The 19,587-nt window shown below is 68.4% G+C and carries 13 protein-coding genes and 1 pseudogene; 8 read left to right on the forward strand and 6 right to left on the reverse strand.

Features of this window, described 5'->3' with window-relative positions; all coding sequences use genetic code 11:
* Positions 1-5: 5 nt before the first annotated feature.
* From AQI70_RS34225 to AQI70_RS34245, 5 genes are all read left to right on the forward strand, one after another.
* On the forward strand, positions 6-1,091 hold the full coding sequence (locus tag AQI70_RS34225) for a quaternary amine ABC transporter ATP-binding protein (protein ID WP_062156330.1): 1,086 nt from the start codon (positions 6-8) through the stop codon (positions 1,089-1,091).
* Positions 1,091-3,100, forward strand: coding sequence for an ABC transporter permease (locus tag AQI70_RS34230; protein ID WP_062156331.1), 2,010 nt, complete (start codon positions 1,091-1,093; stop codon positions 3,098-3,100). The genes AQI70_RS34225 and AQI70_RS34230 overlap by 1 nt, the downstream gene beginning before the upstream one ends.
* Before the next feature lie 13 nt (positions 3,101-3,113).
* Positions 3,114-4,091, forward strand: a complete 978-nt coding sequence (locus AQI70_RS34235) for an ABC transporter substrate-binding protein (protein ID WP_062156332.1) — start codon at positions 3,114-3,116, stop codon at positions 4,089-4,091.
* Positions 4,092-4,296: 205 nt separating this feature from the next.
* Positions 4,297-6,735, forward strand: coding sequence for a GcvT family protein (locus tag AQI70_RS34240; protein ID WP_062156333.1), 2,439 nt, complete (start codon positions 4,297-4,299; stop codon positions 6,733-6,735).
* Positions 6,736-6,771: 36 nt separating this feature from the next.
* Positions 6,772-7,632: a bifunctional methylenetetrahydrofolate dehydrogenase/methenyltetrahydrofolate cyclohydrolase gene (locus tag AQI70_RS34245; protein ID WP_062156334.1), complete on the forward strand. Its 861-nt coding sequence runs from the start codon at positions 6,772-6,774 to the stop codon at positions 7,630-7,632.
* 76 nt (positions 7,633-7,708) lie between these two features.
* Here AQI70_RS34245 and AQI70_RS34250 read toward each other — a convergent pair whose 3' ends face one another.
* Positions 7,709-8,116, reverse strand: a complete 408-nt coding sequence (locus AQI70_RS34250; protein ID WP_062156335.1) for a cupin domain-containing protein — start codon at positions 8,114-8,116, stop codon at positions 7,709-7,711.
* Positions 8,117-8,177: 61 nt separating this feature from the next.
* Positions 8,178-9,614 (reverse strand): amidase, encoded by a 1,437-nt coding sequence (locus AQI70_RS34255; protein ID WP_063801652.1) that lies wholly within the window; start codon positions 9,612-9,614, stop codon positions 8,178-8,180.
* Between the two features lie 120 nt (positions 9,615-9,734).
* On the opposite strand from AQI70_RS34255, the gene AQI70_RS34260 reads away from it, so the two are divergent.
* Positions 9,735-10,583: an AraC family transcriptional regulator gene (locus AQI70_RS34260; RefSeq protein WP_062156336.1), complete on the forward strand. Its 849-nt coding sequence runs from the start codon at positions 9,735-9,737 to the stop codon at positions 10,581-10,583.
* Positions 10,584-10,645: 62 nt separating this feature from the next.
* On the opposite strand, the gene AQI70_RS34265 is transcribed toward AQI70_RS34260, so the two are convergent.
* A complete protein-coding gene (locus AQI70_RS34265; protein WP_062156337.1) occupies positions 10,646-13,741 on the reverse strand; it encodes a glycoside hydrolase family 18 protein in 3,096 nt (1,031 codons plus the stop codon).
* 34 nt (positions 13,742-13,775) lie between these two features.
* Here AQI70_RS34265 and AQI70_RS39320 point away from each other — a divergent pair, with 34 nt between their 5' ends.
* Positions 13,776-14,156 (forward strand): hypothetical protein, encoded by a 381-nt coding sequence (locus AQI70_RS39320; protein WP_159042735.1) that lies wholly within the window; start codon positions 13,776-13,778, stop codon positions 14,154-14,156.
* Between the two features lie 355 nt (positions 14,157-14,511).
* Positions 14,512-15,314: pseudogene (locus AQI70_RS38865) on the forward strand (IS5 family transposase); the annotation flags it as partial.
* A 350-nt stretch (positions 15,315-15,664) separates the two neighbouring features.
* Here AQI70_RS38865 and AQI70_RS34280 read toward each other — a convergent pair.
* From AQI70_RS34280 to AQI70_RS34300, 3 genes are all read right to left on the reverse strand, one after another.
* Positions 15,665-16,324: a hypothetical protein gene (locus AQI70_RS34280; protein ID WP_062156338.1), complete on the reverse strand. Its 660-nt coding sequence runs from the start codon at positions 16,322-16,324 to the stop codon at positions 15,665-15,667.
* 1,408 nt (positions 16,325-17,732) lie between these two features.
* On the reverse strand, positions 17,733-18,272 hold the full coding sequence (locus tag AQI70_RS34295; protein WP_062156341.1) for a hypothetical protein: 540 nt from the start codon (positions 18,270-18,272) through the stop codon (positions 17,733-17,735).
* A 69-nt stretch (positions 18,273-18,341) separates the two neighbouring features.
* Positions 18,342-18,902 carry a hypothetical protein gene (locus AQI70_RS34300; protein ID WP_062156365.1) on the reverse strand — a complete coding sequence of 187 codons (561 nt, stop codon included), beginning with the start codon at positions 18,900-18,902 and terminating at the stop codon, positions 18,342-18,344.
* Positions 18,903-19,587 lie beyond the last annotated feature (685 nt).

Here is a 19,587-nt window from a genome sequence, read left to right on the forward strand (position 1 = left end):
CGAACGTGACCACACAGACCGAGGTGCCGCAGCGGCGCGGCACGCCCCAGGACTCGGGCTCCACCCCGGTCATATCCGTGCGCAGGCTGTGGAAGGTGTTCGGACCGAAGGCCGCCCAGGTCCCCGACTCCGAGGAGTTGTGCGGGCTCACCCGCCGTGAGCTCATGGACCGCACCGGCTGCACCGCGGCCGTCCGCGACGTCCACTTCGACGTCTCGCCCGGCGAGGTCTTCGTCGTCATGGGCCTGTCCGGCTCCGGCAAGTCCACACTGGTGCGATGTCTGACCCGGCTGATCGAACCCACCGCCGGTGAGATCGTCTTCGAGGGCGAGGACATCCGCGAGGCCGACGACAAGCGCCTGCGCGATCTGCGGCGCCGCAAGTTCTCCATGGTCTTCCAGCACTTCGGTCTGCTGCCCCACCGCCGCGTCGTCGACAACGTGGCGTTCGGCCTGGAGATCCGCGGCATGGGCAGGGCCGAGCGCACCAGGCGGGCCCAGGAGGTCGTCGAGCTGGTCGGCCTCGCGGGCTACGAGAACTCCTACCCCGACCAGCTGTCCGGCGGCATGCAGCAGCGCGTCGGCCTGGCCCGGGCGCTGGCCGGCGATCCGGACGTGCTCTTCTTCGACGAGCCGTTCTCCGCGCTCGACCCGCTGATCCGCCGTGACATGCAGAACGAGGTCATCCGCCTGCACCACGAGGTCGGCAAGACCATGGTGTTCATCACCCACGACCTCTCCGAGGCCCTCAAACTGGGCGACCGCATCCTCATCATGCGCGACGGCAAGATGGTCCAGTGCGGCACCGGCGACGAACTGGTGGGCGCCCCGGCGGACGACTACGTGCGCGAGTTCGTCAAGGACGTGCCGCGCGGCGACGTGCTGACCCTGCGCTGGATCATGCGCCCCCCGGCGGACGGCGACGCCCTGGACGGCCCCGAGCTGGGCCCGGACGTCGTGGTGAAGGAGGCCACCCGGGCGGTGCTCGCGGCCGACAAGCCCGTCAAGGTCGTCGAGGACGGCAAGCTGCTCGGCATCGTCGGCGACGAGGAGATCCTCGCGGTGGTCGCCGGGCAGGAAGGCGGCGCGTGATGACCGTCGCCGTGGAGAAGCCGGAGACACCGGACGAGACCCGGACCGTTGAGCAGGCCGCCCCGGTCAGGACCGTGCGCAAGGTCAACCGGTCGATGGTCGTGGGCGCCGTCCTTCTCGTCTGGCTGGTGCTGTTCGCCGTGCTGCGCGGCAAGCAGACCCTCACCCTGGCGGCGGCCGACCTGACCGATCTGCACCGGTGGTTCAACGACGTCAACGACTCGATCGGCGCGAACCGCAACTCCAACCCCCTCTTCCTGTACTTCTTCAACGAGATCCGCCTGGTCATCGACACCCTGGTGACCTTCGTGCAGGAGCTGATCTCGCAGCCCTCCGCCGACCGCCCCGTCCCGCAGATCGGGTGGCTCGGCGTCGTCGGCATCGCGGGCTATGTCTCCTGGGCGGTGGGCAACTGGAGGGTCGCGCTGCTGGCCGTGGCCGGCTTCACCTTCCTGGGCCTGCAGGGTCTGTGGCAGGAGAGCATGGACACCCTGGCGCTCACCGTCTCGGCCGTCTTCGTGGCGCTGCTGTTCGCGATCCCGCTGGGCGTGTGGGCGGGGCTGTCCGACCGGTTCAACCGGATCGTCACGCCCTTCCTGGACTTCATGCAGACGATGCCGACCTTCGTCTACCTCGCGCCCCTCACTCTCTTCTTCCTCATCGGCCCGGCCTCCGCCACGATCGCGACGCTCATCTACGCGGCGCCGCCCGCGATCCGCATCACCGCGCACGCCATCCGCTCCGTACCGAAGACCACGGTCGAGGCGGCCGACTCGCTGGGCGCCACCCGTCGGCAGACCCTGACGAAGGTGCTGCTGCCGATGTCCAAGCGGACCGTGGTGATGGGCGTGAACCAGACCATCATGGCCGCCCTGGCCATGGTGACCATCGCCGCCCTCATCGACGCGCCCGGCCTCGGCAAGACGGTCGTCCAGGCGCTGCAGTCGCTGGACGTCGGCACGGCCTTCAACGCGGGTCTGGCCATCGTCGTCATGGCGATCGTGCTGGACCGGGTCACCACCGCGGCCAGCGGACGCGAGGAGGCGGCCCGGCGTTCGAAGAACCGCTTCCTGACCTGGCGACGCCCGCTGCTCGGAGTGGGCGCGGCGGCCACGGCGGTGCTGGTCCACCTGTCCCACACCTACGTATGGGCGGCGGAGTTCCCCGGCGAGGGAGGCACCGGCAGCGCCATTTCCAGCGGGGCCGACACCGTCACCACCTGGGCGCAGGACAACCTGTCGGGCCTCACCAACGGCTTCCGCGACGCCCTCACCAACGGTCTGCTCAACCCGTTCCAGACCCTGCTCACCGACTCCCCGTGGTGGCTCGTCGGCGCGGCTCTGATCGCGCTCGGCGGCGTCCTCGGCGGCCGGCGCGCCGGCCTCACCACGGCCGTGTGCGTGGGCCTGCTGGTCGGCACCGGAGTGTGGTCGGACAGCATGACGACGCTGGCGTCGACCGTCGTCGCCACGGTGCTGGTGATGCTGCTCGGCATCGTCTTCGGCGTGTGGATGGGACGCAGCGCGCTCGTGGACCGGATCCTGCGCCCCTCCCTGGACGCGGCCCAGGTCATGCCGCCGTTCGTCTATCTCGTGCCGTTCCTCGCGCTGTTCGGCGCGACCCGCTTCACGGCCATCGTCGCCGCCGTCGTCTACGCGGCCCCCGTCGCCATGAAGATCATCGCGGACGGGGTGCGGAACGTACCCGCCACCACCGTGGAGGCGGCCACCTCCGCCGGGTGCAACACCTGGCAGATCATCACCAAGGTCCAGCTGCCGATGGCACGCGGCGCCCTGACCCTCGCCACCAACCAGGGCCTCATCTATGTGCTGTCGATGGTTGTGGTGGGCGGCCTGGTAGGGGCGGGCGCCCTCGGCTACGACGTCGTGGCCGGCTTCTCGCAGGGACAGCTGTACGGGAAGGGGCTCGCCGCGGGGCTGGCCATCGTCCTTCTCGGAGTCATGTTCGACCGGATCACTCAGGCAGCGGCGCGGCGTGCCGGCGCGTAAGGAGCAACTGACCATGGCAAGGCAAGCAAGACAACGGCGAGTCGGCGCGGCCGGCATAGCGATCCTCGGCCTCACCCTCACCGCCTGCGGCGGCGCGAAGGTCGGTGACAGCTCCTCGGAGACCGGCGGCTCGGGCAGCTCCGGCAAGTGCGGCACCTTCAACCTCGCGGTCAACCCGTGGGTGGGATACGAGGCCAACGCGGCGGTCATCGCCTACGTCGCGGAGAACGACCTCGGCTGCAAGGTCACCAAGAAGGACCTGAAGGAAGAGATCGCCTGGCAGGGCTTCGGGACGGGCGAGGTCGACGCCGTCGTCGAGAACTGGGGCCACGACGACCTGAAGAAGAAGTACATCACCGACCAGAAGACCGCCGTCGACGCCGGCCCGACCGGCAACGAAGGCCTCATCGGCTGGTACGTGCCGCCGTGGCTGGCCAAGGAGCACCCGGACATCCTCGACTGGAAGAACCTCGACAAGTACGCGGCCGAGTTCAAGACGTCCGAGTCCGGCGGCAAGGGCCAACTCCTCGACGGCGACCCGTCGTTCGTCACCAACGACGAGGCCCTGGTGAAGAACCTGAAGCTGGACTACAAGGTGGTGTACGCGGGCAGTGAGACCGCCCTCATCCAGGCCTTCCGCAAGGCGGAGAAGGACAAGGAATGGGTGATCGGCTACTTCTACGAGCCACAGTGGTTCATGTCCGAGGTGCCGCTGAAGAAGGTCAAGCTGCCCGAGTACAAGGCGGGCTGCGACGCCGATGCCGAGAAGGTCGCCTGCGACTACCCCGTGTACAAGCTGGACAAGATCGTCAGTGCGAAGTTCGCCAAGTCGGGCAGCCCGGCCTATGACCTGGTGAAGAACTTCACCTGGACCAACGACGACCAGAACATCGTGGCCAAGTACATCGCGGTGGACAAGATGACGCCCGAGGCGGCGGCGAAGAAGTGGGTCGAGGCCAACCGCGACAAGGTGGACGCCTGGCTCAAGTAGACCCTGCCCGGATGCCCGGTGGGCGGTGCGCACGGATGCGCACCGCCCACCGGGCATTCCTGTTTTCCAGGCCGTTTTCCAGGCCGTCTTCCAGTGCGTTCTCCGCCGTCACCGGACCTCTTGACACCCCTCTGCACGGCAGGCACATTGAGTTGCGCAACCTGAGTCATGTTGCGTACAAAGCAACTCAACCGGAGGTGCGGCGATGGCGGGACCCCGAGTGGTCATCATCGGAGCGGGAGTCGTCGGCGCGGCCCTCGCGGACGAGATCTCCGCGCGAGGCTGGACCGAGGTGACCGTGGTCGACCAGGGCCCGCTCCCCGCCACCGGGGGATCCAGCTCGCACGCCCCGGGCCTGGTCTTCCAGACGAACTCCTCCAAGACCATGACCGAACTCGCCCGCTACACCGTCGAGAAGTTCTGCTCCCTCGACGTCGACGGCAAGCCCTGCTTCCTCCAGGTCGGCGGCCTGGAAGTGGCTACCACCCCCGAGCGCCTGACGGAACTGCACCGCCGCCACGGCTGGATCACCGCCTGGGGCATCGAGGCCCGCCTGCTGACCCCCGACGAGTGCGTCGAGCAGCACCCCCTGGTCAACCGCGACAGGGTCCTCGGCGGCCTCCTCGTCCCCACCGACGGCCTCGCCAAGGCCGTCCTCGCCGTCGAGGCACAGATCCGCCGCGCCACCGAGCGCGGCGTACGCTTCCTCGCCCGCCACGAGGTCCTCGACGTCCTCCAGGCCGACGGCGAGGTGACGGGCGTCCGCACCGACCAGGGCGATCTGGAAGCCGACATCGTCGTGTGCTGCGCCGGCATCTGGGGCCCGAAGATCGCCCGCATGGCCGGCATGAACCTCCCGCTCACCCCGCTGGCCCACCAGCTCGCCTGGACCGGCCCCGTCCCGGCCCTCGCCGGCCAGACCGAGGAGGCGGTCCGCCCGATCCTGCGCCACCAGGACGCCGACCTCTACTACCGCGACCGCTTCGACGGCCTGGGCATCGGCTACTACGGCCACCGCCCGATGCCCATCTCCGCCGACGACATCCTCTCCGTGGACGAGGCCGACCAGATGCCGTCGGTCCTGAAGTTCACCGAGGAGGACTTCGAGGACGCCTGGACCGAGACCCGGTCCCTGCTCCCCGCGACGAAGGAGGCCAAGATCGAGGAAGGCATCAACGGCCTGTTCTCCTTCACCACCGACAACTTCCCACTGCTCGGCGAGTCGCCGGACGTCAAGGGCTTCTGGGTCGCCGAGGCCGTGTGGGTCACCCACTCCGCGGGCGTCGGCCGGGCGATGGCCGAATGGCTGGTCGACGGCCACTGCTCGTCCTTCGACCTGCACGAGTGCGACGTCAACCGCTTCGAGCCGCACCAGCTGTCCCCTCAGTACGTCCTGGCCCGCGACTGCCAGAACTTCGTCGAGGTCTACGACATCCTCCACCCCCTCCAGCCGTCCGGTAAGCCGCGCCCGATCCGCACCAGCCCCTTCCACCCCCGCCAGCAGGAGCTGGGCGCCTTCTTCCTGGAGGCGAACGGCTGGGAGCGCCCGCAGTGGTACGAGGCCAACGCCCGCCTCGTGGAAGGCCGCACCATCCCCACCCCCAACGACTGGGCCGCCCAGTACTGGTCGCCCATCGTCGGCGCCGAGGCCCAGGCCACCCGCGAGACCGTCGCGATGTACGACATGACGGCCCTCAAGCGCCTGGAGGTGACCGGCCCGGGCTCGGCGGCCTTCCTGGAGCGCCTGTGCACCGGCAAGGTCGCCAAGTCGGTCGGCTCGGTGACGTACACCCTGCTCCTCGACCACGACGGCGGCATCCGCAGCGACATCACCGTCGCCCGCCTGGCCCGCGACCGGTTCCAGGTCGGCGCCAACGGCAACCTCGACCTGGACTGGTTCACCCGCCACCTCCCCGCCGACGGCACGGTCCAGGTCCGCGACATCACCCCCGGCACCTGCTGCATCGGCCTGTGGGGGCCGCTCGCCCGCAAGGTCCTGCAGCCGTTGACGGACGAGGATTTCTCGAACGACGGCCTGAAGTACTTCCGCGCCAAGCGCGCCTACATCGGCAGCGTCCCGGTGACCGCGATGCGCCTGTCGTACGTCGGTGAACTCGGCTGGGAGCTCTACACCACCGCCGACCAGGGCCTGAAGCTGTGGGACACCCTGTGGCAGGCGGCGGGGCCCCTCGGCGGCGTCATCGCCGGCCGCGGCGCCTTCAACAGCCTCCGCCTGGAGAAGGGTTACCGCTCCTTCGGCACCGACATGACCTACGAGCACGACCCCTACGAGGCCGGCGTCGGCTTCGCCGTCAAGCTCGACAAGGGCGACTTCATCGGCAAGGCCGCGCTGGAGCGCCGCAAGTCCGACGTACGGCGCAAGCTCACCTGCCTCACCATCGACGACCCGCAGTCCGTCGTCATGGGCAAGGAGCCGGTGTACGACGGTGAGCGCGCGGTCGGCTACGTCACCAGCGCCGCCTACGGCTACACGATCGGCAAGGGCATCGCGTACGCCTGGCTCCCTACGGAACTCACCACCCCCGGCACGACCGTGCGCATCGGCTACTTCGACCAGCGCATCGAGGCGGTCGTGGCCGAGGAGCCCCTGTTCGACCCCAGCATGTCCCGCCTCCGTGGCTGACCCCGAGCGTCGAATCCGAGGGAAGGAACACCGCCGGTGAACGCACAGCTGCTCGACGGCAAGGCGACCGCCGCCGACATCCGCCGCGAACTCGCCGAGCGCGTGGCCAAGTTGACCGCCACGGCCGGTCGCCCGCCGGGCCTCGGCACGGTCCTGGTGGGCGACGACCCGGGCAGCCACGCCTACGTCGCCGGCAAGCACCGCGACTGCGCCCAGGTGGGCATCGCCTCCCTCCGCCGGGACCTGCCGGCCGACGCCTCGCAGCGACAGGTCGAGGAGACGATCGACGAACTCAACGCCGACCCGGCCTGCACCGGCTACATCGTCCAGCTCCCGCTCCCGCGCCACCTGGACGCGGGAGCCGTACTGGAACGCATCGACCCGGCCAAGGACGCCGACGGCCTGCACCCGGTCAACCTCGGCCGGCTCGTCCTGGGCGCCGAGGCCCCGCTGCCGTGCACCCCGCGCGGCATCGTCGAGCTGCTCCGCCGCCACGACGTGCCGCTCGCCGGAGCGCGGGTGTGCGTGATCGGCCGGGGCATCACGGTCGGACGCCCCATCGGCCTCCTCCTCACCCGCCGCTCCGAGAACGCGACCGTCACCCTCTGCCACACCGGCACCAAGGGCCTGGCCTGGCACGTCCGCGAGGCCGACATCGTCATCGCGGCCGCCGGCTCACCCGGGCTGGTCACCAAGGACATGCTGCGCCCCGGCGCGGCGGTCCTGGACGTCGGCATCACCCGCACCGACCACGGGCTGTCCGGCGATGTGCACCCGGACGCCGCCCAGGTCGCCGGCCGGCTCGCACCCATGCCCGGCGGAGTGGGCCCCATGACCCGAGCGATGCTGCTCGCCAACGTGGTCGAGGCCGCCGAGCGGCACGCCACCGCCGTATGAACGCTTCCGTCGCCGGTGACGCTCGGATCTGCGTCCTCTCCCGGTCCCGCCCGAACCCGCCTGTCGTTCCGGCCGCCTAGGCTTCGGCCCGCGCCTGGGCTTCGGCCCGTTTCTCCAAGCGGCTGCCGCGTGGCAGGGTGACCGACATGATGTCGCTGGGGGTGTCCAGCGCGATGCGGTGCCATCGCCCGCGCGGCACGATGACCGCGGTGCCGGCCGCCAGCTTGATCTCCTCCTCCTCTTCTCCCGGCTGCTCCGGGCGGAAGTAGAGGCGTATCCCACCGGTGAGGCAGGAGACGACTTCGTCCGCGGCGGTGTGGATCTCCCAGTGGTCGCCGTGCACGTCGGCGTCGGTTTCCACATGGAAGGTCATCACCTGCCAGCCGTCCCGTTCGGTGTCGAACACCGGCTGCTCGGCGCTCACCTGACCGCCTTGCTGAAGGTGGATGAAGGAGGCGAAGAGATCGATCGGGGTGACGGTCACGTCGAGATGTCCTTTCTGCGCTGCCCGGTTGGGGCAGAGGAGGGTGAAGTCTTCAAGGCCGTCAGCTGACGGCCGGGCGGCGATCGGTCCAGGGGTGCGCGAGCTCAAGGGTGTGGGACACCTGGAGCAGGAGGTCTTCCCGCCACGGCGCGGCGACGAGCTGGACACCGACGGGCAGGCTGGTGGCGTCGTCGTGGTGGAGGGGGACGGAGATCGCCGGCTGGCCGGTCACGTTGAACAGTGACGTGAACACGGCCAGCGGGTAGCTCTTCAGCAGGGGCGTCAGGGGATCGTCGCCGCTGCCGGATCGCCAGAAGCCGACGGGTGGCGGCAGGCACGCCATCGTGGGCGTGACGAGAAGGTCGAAGCTGGTGATGAAGGCCTCGACGATGCGCCGCGACAGGCGTTGCGTCTTCTGCACGCCTTCTGCGTAGGCCCAGGAGTCGATGGCTCGCGCCGCGTCACGCAGGGCCCGATTGTGGGGCTCGACGCGGTCGGGGTCCGCGAGTGGGACCCCGGCGCCGCCGACGTTCCAGATGGTCGTGAACGCCGTGACCAACTCCTCCGCCGGGGGCAGCGGTAGGGGAACGTCGACGACGTGGTGGCCGGCCGATTCCAGAGTCCGCAGGGTCTTGTCGACGGCGGCCACGCACGCCGGGTCGACGTTCAGACCGTCGAGGGGAGGGGCGACGAGCACACCGATCCGCAGCCCTCTCGGCGGGGCCGTCGTCATCGCGTCGGTGAAGGATCGCCGCGGGGGCGGGGGAGACCACCATGCGGCAGGATCATGGCGGGCGAGCACGTCCAGGGCGGCCGCGGTGTCGGCCACCGAGCGGGTGAGTACGCCGTCGGTGGCCAGACCCTCGCTGCCGACGGTCGCGTTGGTGACCAGGCCGCGGGTGGGCTTGAGCCCGACGAGGCCGGTGCACGACGCCGGGACGCGGATCGATCCGCCGCCGTCGGCGGCGTGGGCGATGGGCGCCATCCCGGCGGCGACGGCGACGCCCGCGCCGCTCGACGACCCGCCTGGCGTGCGGTCTGGGTCCCACGGGTTGCGGGAGATGCCCAGGGCCTCGCTTTCGGTGAAGGACACCGTGCCGAACTCGGAGGTGGTGGTCTTCCCGAGCAACACGAACCCCGCGTCCACGAACCGCCGCACCACCGGGTCCGACGCAGCGGCCGGTGCCCGGTCGGCGCCGGCGCTCCCATGGGTCGTGGGCCAGCCGGTCACATCGAGGAGGTCCTTGATCGGCAGCGGGACGCCGTGGAACGGCGGGAGTTCCTCGGCGGAGGCGGCCTGCACCACCGCGTCAGCTGCCGCAGCAGCGGCCTTGCGGACGTCGTGGTCGGCCCGGTGGCAGAACGCGTTGAGCCGGGGGTCGAGCTCGTCCATCCGCTCCAGGTAGCTGTCGGCCACCTCGACCGGGCTCACCTCCTTGCGGCGTATGGCCGCGGCGAGTTCGACGGCAGGCGTGAACGGGTCGATCGGATGGTGCATGCGTAACGTCCTCTCCCGGGCGGGTGTTGGGCCGTCAGTGTTGCCGCCTGCCCGGGGCCGGGTCTTGGACAAATGTCCGCCGGCTGCACTACCGCCGGTGGTGACTCGTAGCCTGGAGCGATGCAGTATGCCGAGTCGGCTCGTGACGCTGCCGCGAGGTGGGACATCACCACCCCCTCGCGGCCCGGCCGGCTGCCGGGAGTCGGCATGGCCGGATTCCGCGATCGAAGGACGGACCTCGTCGACCTTCAGGTGGTCCCGTACCCGGCTGTCACGGTGGTCGTCGACTTCGGCGACGGGCTGCTCGTCGACGACGTCAGTGGCCGGCAGCAGCGCGGCAGCGCCGTTCTCGGCCTCGCACCGGGCAGCGTCCGAGTGCACGGCCGGGACATCGAGTGCCTGCAGATGCGGCTGTCACCAGTGGTCGCGCACGCGGTGCTGGGGGCCTCCCTGGAGTCGGGTGGGGCGGTGGTCGCCCTCGAAGACCTCTGGGGCCGCGATGCCGGGCGAACTCAGGAGCAACTGCGCGCTGCCGCCTCGTGGGAGGAGCGGTTCGCGATCGCGGAGGCCGCGCTCGCTCGAAGACACGCGGCAGGCCGGGCGGTCGATCCGGAGGTCGGCTACGCCTGGCGGCAGATGGTGGCCAGCCGGGGACAGGTCCGGATCGAGCAGCTGGCAGCCGAGGCCGGATGGAGCCGTAAGCGGCTGTGGGCCCGGTTCCGCTCCCAGCTCGGCCTCACCCCCAAGCGCGCCGCGCAACTGGTCCGCTTCGACCACGCGGCCCACCGCCTCGCCGCAGGTCACAGCGCTGCGTCGGTGGCGGCGGAGGGCGGCTACGTCGACCAGTCCCACCTGCATCGGGACGTCATGGCCTTCGCCGGGGTGACGCCCACGGCCGTCGCGGCCGCCCCGTGGCTCGCGGTCGATGACGTCGCGTGGGCCGCCCTGGGACACGCATCCAAGACCTGACATCGGAGTTCAAGTCCAGCAGCGCGATGGCGCCGCCCAGCAGATGGGCGGTGCCGCCGAACTCAGGTCGGGTCCGACTCGAAGTCGATTCGCTTGGCCAGTTGCCCCGCTTGCCACATCTCGCGGGCGCGCTGGAGACATTCCTCTTCGGATTCCACCTGGTCCGCCAGCTGGAGACCTATTCTGTTGTTGATCTCGTCCGCTTTGTTGTCCGCGTCGGACCCCGGGCGGCCACGTTCGTGCGCGTCGCCCATCGCTATGGCGAATTCTTCGCCCAGCCTCTTCTTGAGCAGGCATTGCCAGTACACATGACGTACGGCATTCTGTTCCTCCGCGTCCGTCATGTGTTCGACGACCTGGTATACCCTGCGGTGCACCCCCAGCCATTGGAAGAGGTTGGCAGGGTACTTGCGAATCACCTGGTACTCGTCCGAAGAAATGTTCTTACCGATCAGGTAGACGTACTTCGTGAAAGCGGAGTAGCCCTCTTTCTGTATGTCCTTCGCGATCTTCGACAGAATTCCTGCGACTTCCGCCATGTTCTGTGAGACGGCCGCCTTGGTGGTGCCTGTTTGTGCGATGCCCAGCCAGCCGACTCCTGTGACGGCGAGGATCAGGGCTCGGGCGGCGAGGCTCACCGGAAGCGGAACCACGAGTGTGATCGCCGCCAGGGCCAAGTACGCCGCTACCTGGTTCCCGGTGATGTCCCGGGAAGCAAGGCCGTGCATTTCGCCGAGCTGCTGCCAGGTTTTCACCATACTGTCGAAGACGTCCGCGTTCGGAACGGTGTCACATTCGCAGCGGAACCCGACACCGCTCGGCTCGCTCATCCTCATGGTCCAGTCGCCTGGTTGAGGGTCCTTGACGATCAGGCACCGGATCGAGGAGCCGGACATCATGACGAATTGGTCGTCGTCCTGAATGTCGCGGTCGTAGGTGGTCCCGCTGGGGTCCTGGATCGTCATGACGAGCCCGTCGGGAAAGTCGACCGAGTCGTCGTCTCGCGTGACAACCGAGTAGAGGTAGGGCGTGCCCGGCCTGACGGTCATCGTGGTCGTCAAGTTCACCCGTGCCACATTCCCCTGGGGAGGCATGGTGTCGATCAGGCAGTAGGAGCAGTCATTGGGCCCCACGGCTCGCGCCACGAGCGTGGGCACGATGCTCGGCCCGTCGCTGACGTCGAAAACGCCGTAGAGGCCGCTGATTCCCTGGTCGTCGATTTCTGTCGGCTGGTCGAAGTACTGACCTTCGATGAGCGCCGGGGTTTTCCTCGCGGCGGCCTGCCAGTCATCGCTGAGGGAGAGACCCCATAGGCGCGACCGATACCGCGTGAGCCCGGACGGACCCCCGTCCACTCTTTCCATGTGGCCCCAGTACCAGTCCGGAACGTCACTCGTGTCGAGGACGTCGAACTCCCCCCAGAGGCCCAGGGCGCCCTTGTCCACAATGCGTGTCGGCCGGTTGAAGTACTGCCTCTTGATCACCGCCGGAGCGCGTTCGGCAGCGAATTTCCAATCCTCGCCCTCGGGGATGTTCCACAGTCGGGCCGAGAACTTCCGCACCCCAGGCCGGGTGACTCCGTCGTCCTGGAACTGAAGGTCGGTGATCGAGGTTCCCAGGAACCCGGTGGCGTCCCACAGGTAGTGGCCGGCGGTCATGACCGGCGGTTGCGTGACGGGCTCGGGCTCGGGGTTCCCGGAGGCGCGATAGAGGGCCTTGATGATGCTCTTGCCGTCTTCCCAGACGTCATTGGAGAGTTCCCAGATGATGACGCCCTGGGCTCCTACGCCCTTGAGGAAGTTCAGCTTGGTGACCGCGGTGTCCGGGGTCTCGAAGTAGAGGTTGTGGGCGTAGGGGTAGTCCCCCGGAGGCAGGGGATCGGCGAGGACGGGACGAGGCGTGGTCCCGGACACCTTGATGTTCGCGTTCGCGGCTTGATGAGCGTCCGGGAACGCGGCCAGGATGTCCTTGTATCGCACAGCCTTGTATCCCGGCGGCACCTGCCCGGTCAGGTCGTCCGGATCCTTGGCAGCGGCGAAGTCATACCCGTAGATGGGCACCCCTGCCGCTATCTTGTCGCGGGCTATACCCTGCCCGGCCCCCTGCCAGTTCACGAACAGTGGATTCGTCCAGTACCAGAGACAGTCCTCGACCGAGAGGATCGGATTGTTCTCCAAGTTGTCCGCGCCCGAGGGGAGCGGATTGGTGCCCGTTCTGGCCCCCGGCCAGCCGCCCTGCTGTTCGGGAAGGAACGACTCCTGGTAGATGTCCGACGGGCGGATGTCCGACGTGGCCTCGCCGCGTATCTTGAGCAAGGCGGAATGGGGGCCCACCGGAGACTTGTCCCACGACCCGGTGAGGTCATAGGTCATGATCCCGATCCAGTCAACGTGGTCCGCGATCTTCGGATCGTAGTTGTTCCCGTACCACGAGGTGCCGAAAACGGCCGCCGACACGATTTTGTCCGGCATGGCCTGCTTGAGTTTCTGAGCGAACAGCATCAGACCCCGCCCCCCGGGATGCGGCCCGTCACTCTTCAACCGGCCCCCTTGGTCCTGCTCGCCGGGCCTGCCCCACCAGCACTCCAGATCGAGATCGACGCCGTCCAGACCGTTGGCGGTGACAAAGTCCACCACATTGCGCACGGCCCGATCGAGCAGTGGGGAGGCCGGATCATTCCCCACCGCCGTCATCAGGTCCAAGAAGGCGTAGTCGTTCGCGCCGCCCAGCGCGACCATCATCTTGGTCCCGGACAGGTTTCCGGCGACGACCACGTCCGGAAGTATCGTTCTGATCTCCGTGACCGACGCGGGGTCGAAAGCACCGGCGTCGGTCTGGCTGAACGTCAGGAACGCGATAATGCCATGCGTGATGTACCGGTACATCTCGGCATTACCGTAGTCGAATCCCTCTGATTTTCGCCATGTGGGGATGTAGGCGATGATTTTCGATCGCTGGGTCGACGTGGGCGAGGTCTGATCGTATAACTCGTCGAAGAACCGCCAGCCATTCGTGTTGGCATCGCCCACCCCTGGCTCCGCAGCCCAGAAGGCGGCACGGAAGATGTTGCCCTTGTACTTCGTGACGGCTCCTGCCTGATATCCCTCGGGTTTCGCCACCCACTCGGGGACGTCGGGGTAATCCGACGAAAGGCTCACTGAAACTCACTCCTAAGCTGCGAATCATTCTGCCGTGGATGAAACGCCCCGCCTGTCTGCATCCGTATTGGTCGGCTGCGGAAGCGTTCGTGTAGCCGCGGCCAGTCAACCAGAGCCTTCTTCGACGGCCCAGAGCAGAACCAGCCGTCGAAGATCTCCCGGCTGTCCTGATTCAGATGAATGGCTCGGAGTCGTCGTTCCGGTCTTTGCCCCAGGAACGGATTTCGGCTTCGAAGGCCTGAATGTTTTTGTGTGCCCCGCGACGCGTCGTCTGATGGGCCACGCCTTGAACCTTGTCGATCCTGACCAGGAACTTCTTGAACTCCACTACCCGATGCATGTGCTCACCACCCACGCAGCCCTGGTCGGCCTGCATTCCTGGACCGACGACGTCACCGGACACATCACCGACTGAGGTCTGCCCCGCTTCGCCCCCGACACCCTGCGCAGGCCCTGGTCGTGCACCACCTTGGCCAGCCCTGGCGCCCGGCCTCGCCTTCGACTCCCAGTCCCGCCAAAAGGCAGCAATGCGGAAACCTCAGCCTGCCACCAACCCCCCCACAGCCCTCCCGGAATTCGATGGTGAGACGCGGCACTTGCCGTCAATAATCGCCAGGGGCGCGATGCAAAGCTCTCCGACGGGACGGTCTCGCTGTCACCGTTGCGCCTGGACGATGCAGAGGCGCACCTCGCGGGGGAGGACGAGCTGCTGGTGCGCTGGCTCAGCAGAGGGCCCGGGACCCGCCAGCGAGTTGAGGCGTACATCCGACATTGCCTGGACCAATGGCAGACGGCCCTCCGACACCTTCGACGACGAGTGGGCCCTGATCGAACCGTTGCTGCCGACACCGGCCTGCGAGACGAAGACGGGTGGCCGGCCGGAGAAGCACCCCCGCCGGGAGATCGTCGACGCGATCAGATATGTGGTCGACACCGGCTGCGAGTGGCGGGCCCTGCCCAAGGACTTCCCGCCCTGGCGCACGTGTTACGGGTTCATGGCCCGCTGGGCCGCTGCCGGCGTCGTCGGGCAGATCCGTGACCAGCTCCGCAAGCGGATCCGCCGGGACATGGGCCGGGCGCCCGGCGCGGTCGCGACCGTGATCGACTCCCAGTCGGTCAAGGCCGCCGAGACCGTCGGGAAGGATTCGCGCGGCTATGACGGCGCGAAGAAGATCAACGGCCGCAGCGGCACCTGGTCGTGGATACCAAGGGCCTGCCGCTGTTCGTCATGGTCACCCCGGCTGACATGACCGACCGTGACACGGCCAAGGAAGTCCTGTTCCGGCTGCGTCTGATGCACCCCGAAATCACGATCGCCCGGGCGGACTCCGGCTATGCCGGACAGCTCGTGACCTGGGCGAAGAAGCACCTCGGGCTGACCTTGAAGACGGTCAGCCGGCCGAAGGACACCCGCGGGTGGATCCTCCTGCCCCGGCGTTGGGTGGTCGAGCGGTCGCCGGCCTGGATCATGCACGCCCGCCGGCATGCGCGGGACTACGAACGGCTCATCCAGCATTCGGAGTTGTTGATCACCTGGGCCGCGATCACGCTCATGACCAGGAGAATCACCCGTCGGAGCTCCCGTAGAAGTGGACAGCCGACGTCTCGCGAAGCCGACCGCGACTGATCATTTTCAAGGGCAGGACCATCACCTTGGCCCGCACCGGCCCCGAATCGCGGCCCTGGAGCACCAGTCTCCCCCCAGTTGCTGCCTGTCAGCGACCGTCAGGACCTTCATCGGACGGCACATCCCACGGAGGTGGGAGGTGCTAGGTCAGCCCTCTGTTGTCGCGAGTGTTCCAAGACCTTCCTCCCTGCCTCGACGACTGCATGTGCTCGATCATCCGCCCCTTGCCGTCCAGGTCGTCAATCGGTCACCAGGTGTCTACGAAAACCGGGGGCTCCACCCCGGTGAGTCGAGGGTCAGGCGGCGCGACCGGTCTGACCGCCGCGCACGTACATGACGATGCTGGCGATCAAGATCCACACACCCGCGGCGAGGAGCGGAATCAGGGTAGGCGGCACGATCGCGATGAGGGCGATCGGCAGGGCCAACCATCCCAGCCACTGTGGCAACGCGCGTGTCCGCAAGACCGACAGCCACGTGGCGAACATGAAGATCGCAATACCGACGACGGCCGGGTAATGGCTCGCATGCAAGACACCGAGCGCTTGGGCAGCGCTGGGGTCGATTTTGTCATGACCAGAAGCGAGCGCCCAGCTAATCCCTGCGCGAGCCGCGCCGCCGACGCCGATCACGACAGCGCCGCCGAAGACCGCCGTCGCAAGCGCGCTTGCCCCCCTGCTACGCAGGTACGTGCGCAGCCAACTGGCGAAGAAGATCAAGAAGACTACCCCCAAGCCCGCGAGTAGGGCGGACGCCTTTGTGGTGCTCTCATGGGCTTTGAAGAAAGAGAGCACTTTCGCACCGGAGGCATACTCCTCGGGGGTATCCTGAGCCGTGACGGCGGAGGCCACGAGCAGCACGAAGAAAACCACGCCGCTAAGCGGGGCAAGCCGAGTCCAACCCTGCGCCGGCTCATGAGAATCGCCTACCGTCTCGGTGCCACGATCACGATTCATGCTCCGCTCCTCATGGATGATGACGTTCAGGGCTAGCGCTCGCGCCGCCGCGCCGCCGGGCACAAGGGCAGCGGCTGGTGGCACATCGCGCAGGCCTACCTCCGGTCTACGCCCATCACCGCCCGCGCGCCACCGGCCTCAGTCCTCTTCACCGGCCAAGACGCGGTCGGCCGCGTAGTGCGGGCAGGGCAAGCGGTGCCACGTCACCGTGAGGCGGTCTACAGCGACGGTGCGGGCCTGGCCGTCGGCCGTTCTCCTCGTGCACCGGCTTGCCCCGACTCGGCCCCCTCTGCTGGCTCACCCGCACCTTCAGGCGCCCCCCGGCGGCGGGAAGCGAGGACGGCCGGGCATCGGGTTCAGAAACAGCCTCAGTACGGCAACGCCTGGCTGATGGACCGCTGCCTCCGCCTCGGTCTCCTCGCTCAGGAGCCGCCGCCGCAGCGCGCTCGCCCGCCGCTCGTCCCGGATTCGCGCAGCCCGGGTGTCGGCCTCACAGCGCTCCGTCAGTGCAGAGCGACCTGCGCCACCGTCGTCGACGTCCGCCCGCACTGCAACCGCCAGGTCGACGGCCTCGCGCACCAGCGCATCCGCACGGTGCCGGTAGGTGCACTGCGGTCAGAAACCCGCCGCACCGGGCAGCCCGCACTCCGCACACGGCGCCGATCGCCGCTCCCGCTCGGCAGCTCTTCAGCCTCCCGGCGAGGGGAAGGCGCGTCGGCTCAGCTCGCGCATCGCGTGGGACTGCCGCTCAACTGCCTCCGCGATGGCTGGGTCGACCAGGCGGGGGGAGACGGCCTGCCCGGTGGGCGGCGAGGGCGCGTTGGTAGCCGTCGCTGGCCACCCCCCCGGTCCTTACGGGCCCTTCGGACACGGGCGCCGTCTGCGGGGCGTCATCGTCCGGGGCCGGCGCGGGCACGGAGCCGGGCGCGAGGATCCGTAAGCGCCGCACGACCATACGGCCCGCCGACTCATTCGCCACCTGGACGACGCGGGTCTGCTCCAAGCGCAGCTTCGTTGCCCAGGCTGCCGACTCCGGGCGGTGAGCCGGCCGCATCGTACCCGGGGCGATGGCATCCCACCGCTCCCGCAGCGAAGCGCTGGCGGCCGGGAGCTCCCAGGCCCACTCGGTCACCAACATGCCGATCGCCGCACCCCCGTCGCGCCAGACCACCGACACCGTGCGCGGCTTCGGTGGTGGCGCTGGCGCAGGCCTGCGGTCGGGCTGAGTGGCGGGTGGGGTGTCTCCCAGTGGCGCCCCACCCACTCCCTCATACCGGGCGAGGGCCTTGCCAGGGTAGGCCCACATGCCGGGGGCCCAGAGGCCCGAGAAGCCACCGACGGCATCGGCCCGGGCGGTGCTGTTTGTCGTCCAGGTGGGCTATTGCGAATGCCTGTGCGCCGCGTTGTGTCAGGTGACCAGCAAGCGGTTGAAGAACGAGCGGTAGTGGCGCAGGGCCTGGCGCAGGTCCTCAGTGTTCGCCTGTTCGCCGCGGTCCCACTGTCCTTCCAGTTCCTGTTTGTGGTCGGCGAACGTGGTGGCCAGCTTTTGCATCACGTCGGCGACGAGTGCGTCGGCGGTGTGCACGGCTTCGCGTGGGTCGTCCACGAACTTGTTCTGTACCTCCTGCCAGCGTGTGCGGAAGCCCTCCTCATCTTCCGGGGTAAGGAGCTGGGGCTCCTCCTCCTCGGCGTGGCCGCCCTGGTCCGTGGCTTGGTCCTGCGTGCTGGAGTCGGCTCCCACCACCTCGTCCTGCGCTCCCACGTCGGCTCCCGTGGCCTCGTCCTCGGCGGGCTTGCTCGGCGTGGTCGTGCTCTCGCCGGGGAAAGTCGGTACGTCGGTCGGCGTGCTCGCCGCGTCCTCCTGCGCGGACGTGTCGCGAGGTTGGGCGAGGTCGTCGGTGGACAGGCCGCTCGCGGCGGCGGTGTCCGGTATGTCTTTGCGCTGCATTTCTCCTCCGCTCCCGGGAGGCCTGGGCCGGCCTCCCGGACTGGGGCGGCGGGCTGTTCGCTGAGCCGTTCAGGCCGGTGCGGCGCGGCGGGGTTCGCCGCCGTCGGCGAGCAGCTCGTCGAACAGGGCCCGGTAGTGCACCATGGCACCCCGCAATTGTTCGGTGGTCGCCTCGTGCCGGGTGCTGAGCACGTCGACATCGTGGGCGGCCCGGTAGTGCTCGAGTGTGCGGCTGTGCTGGACTGAGAGGTCCTTGAGCTGTTGCTCGAAGTCCTGGGTCGGGTAGCCACGCTCATGCATCAAGGAGGTCACCAGGCGGTCGGCGTGGTGCACGGCGTCCTCTGGCCGGTCCACGAACTCTTCCTGCACGCTGGTCCAGTCCCTGGCGTATCGATCCCTGACGCTGCTGTCCAGAGGCTTGATGTCCAGTGAGTCATGCCGCTTCTCGCGGGCCCTGAGCTCACGCTCGCCGGCCATGCGGCTGTCGGCAGCCTCCATCGTTCGTTCATACTCCGGTCCGAAGCGCTCACGAAGCTTCCGGCGACGCATGATCAGCGAGGCAGCCACGGCCGCCACGACGATCACCACCGCGATGGGAATGATGATCGCCAGAAGTGTCCCTGTTGACATCGGGCAGACCCCTAACATGCACCCTTCCTGTACCTTTTATGACAAATTACCGCTTCTTCGCCTTTGAAACGAGGTGCGGGGGTGCAACGTGCTCACGGCCCGGGCCGAACGCCGCTCCAGTACGGGCAAGGGCGTAGAGGTGGTCGAGCGGATTCTTCGCGTCCGCTGTTCCATGGCGAGACGCTGGAGAGGCAGCGGCCGCGCGTAGCCGCGGTGGGACTGCAGGCCACTGAGCGAACTGGACAACCTGCGCTGCGGGGATCAGCTGTGCCGACGCCTCGATCACCGGAGGCGTCCGGGTGGCCGGCAACCGGATCGAGGTGGCGGCGGTCGCCACCCTGCAGGCCTGAGCCGGCTCGGCTTCCTGGACCGCTTCCTCACCGCTCGCCACAGGTAGGCCACTGCCTTCGCCAATGCGTGCCCGGCTGTGATCGGCGTTACGGTCGAAGGGGTTGAGGCGCTTGATGGAGTGACCATGGAACGCGCAGTTGTCCTGATAGGGGTGCGAAAGACTGACCGTCTCCCGCTGCTGCAGGCCGTCGATCGTGGCGTCGACGGAATGGAGCCCTGGGCCAGAGGCCAAGGCTCCCGACTGAACTGATCGCGGTCCTCTCCGACGCAAAAGGGAAGGCGGCGCGAGCCGCAGCTGTGTACGACGCAGTCGGTTCGTTCCTTGCCCGCCTGT

It is taken from the genome of Streptomyces curacoi (genome assembly GCF_001513975.1).
Lineage (GTDB): Bacteria > Actinomycetota > Actinomycetes > Streptomycetales > Streptomycetaceae > Streptomyces > Streptomyces curacoi.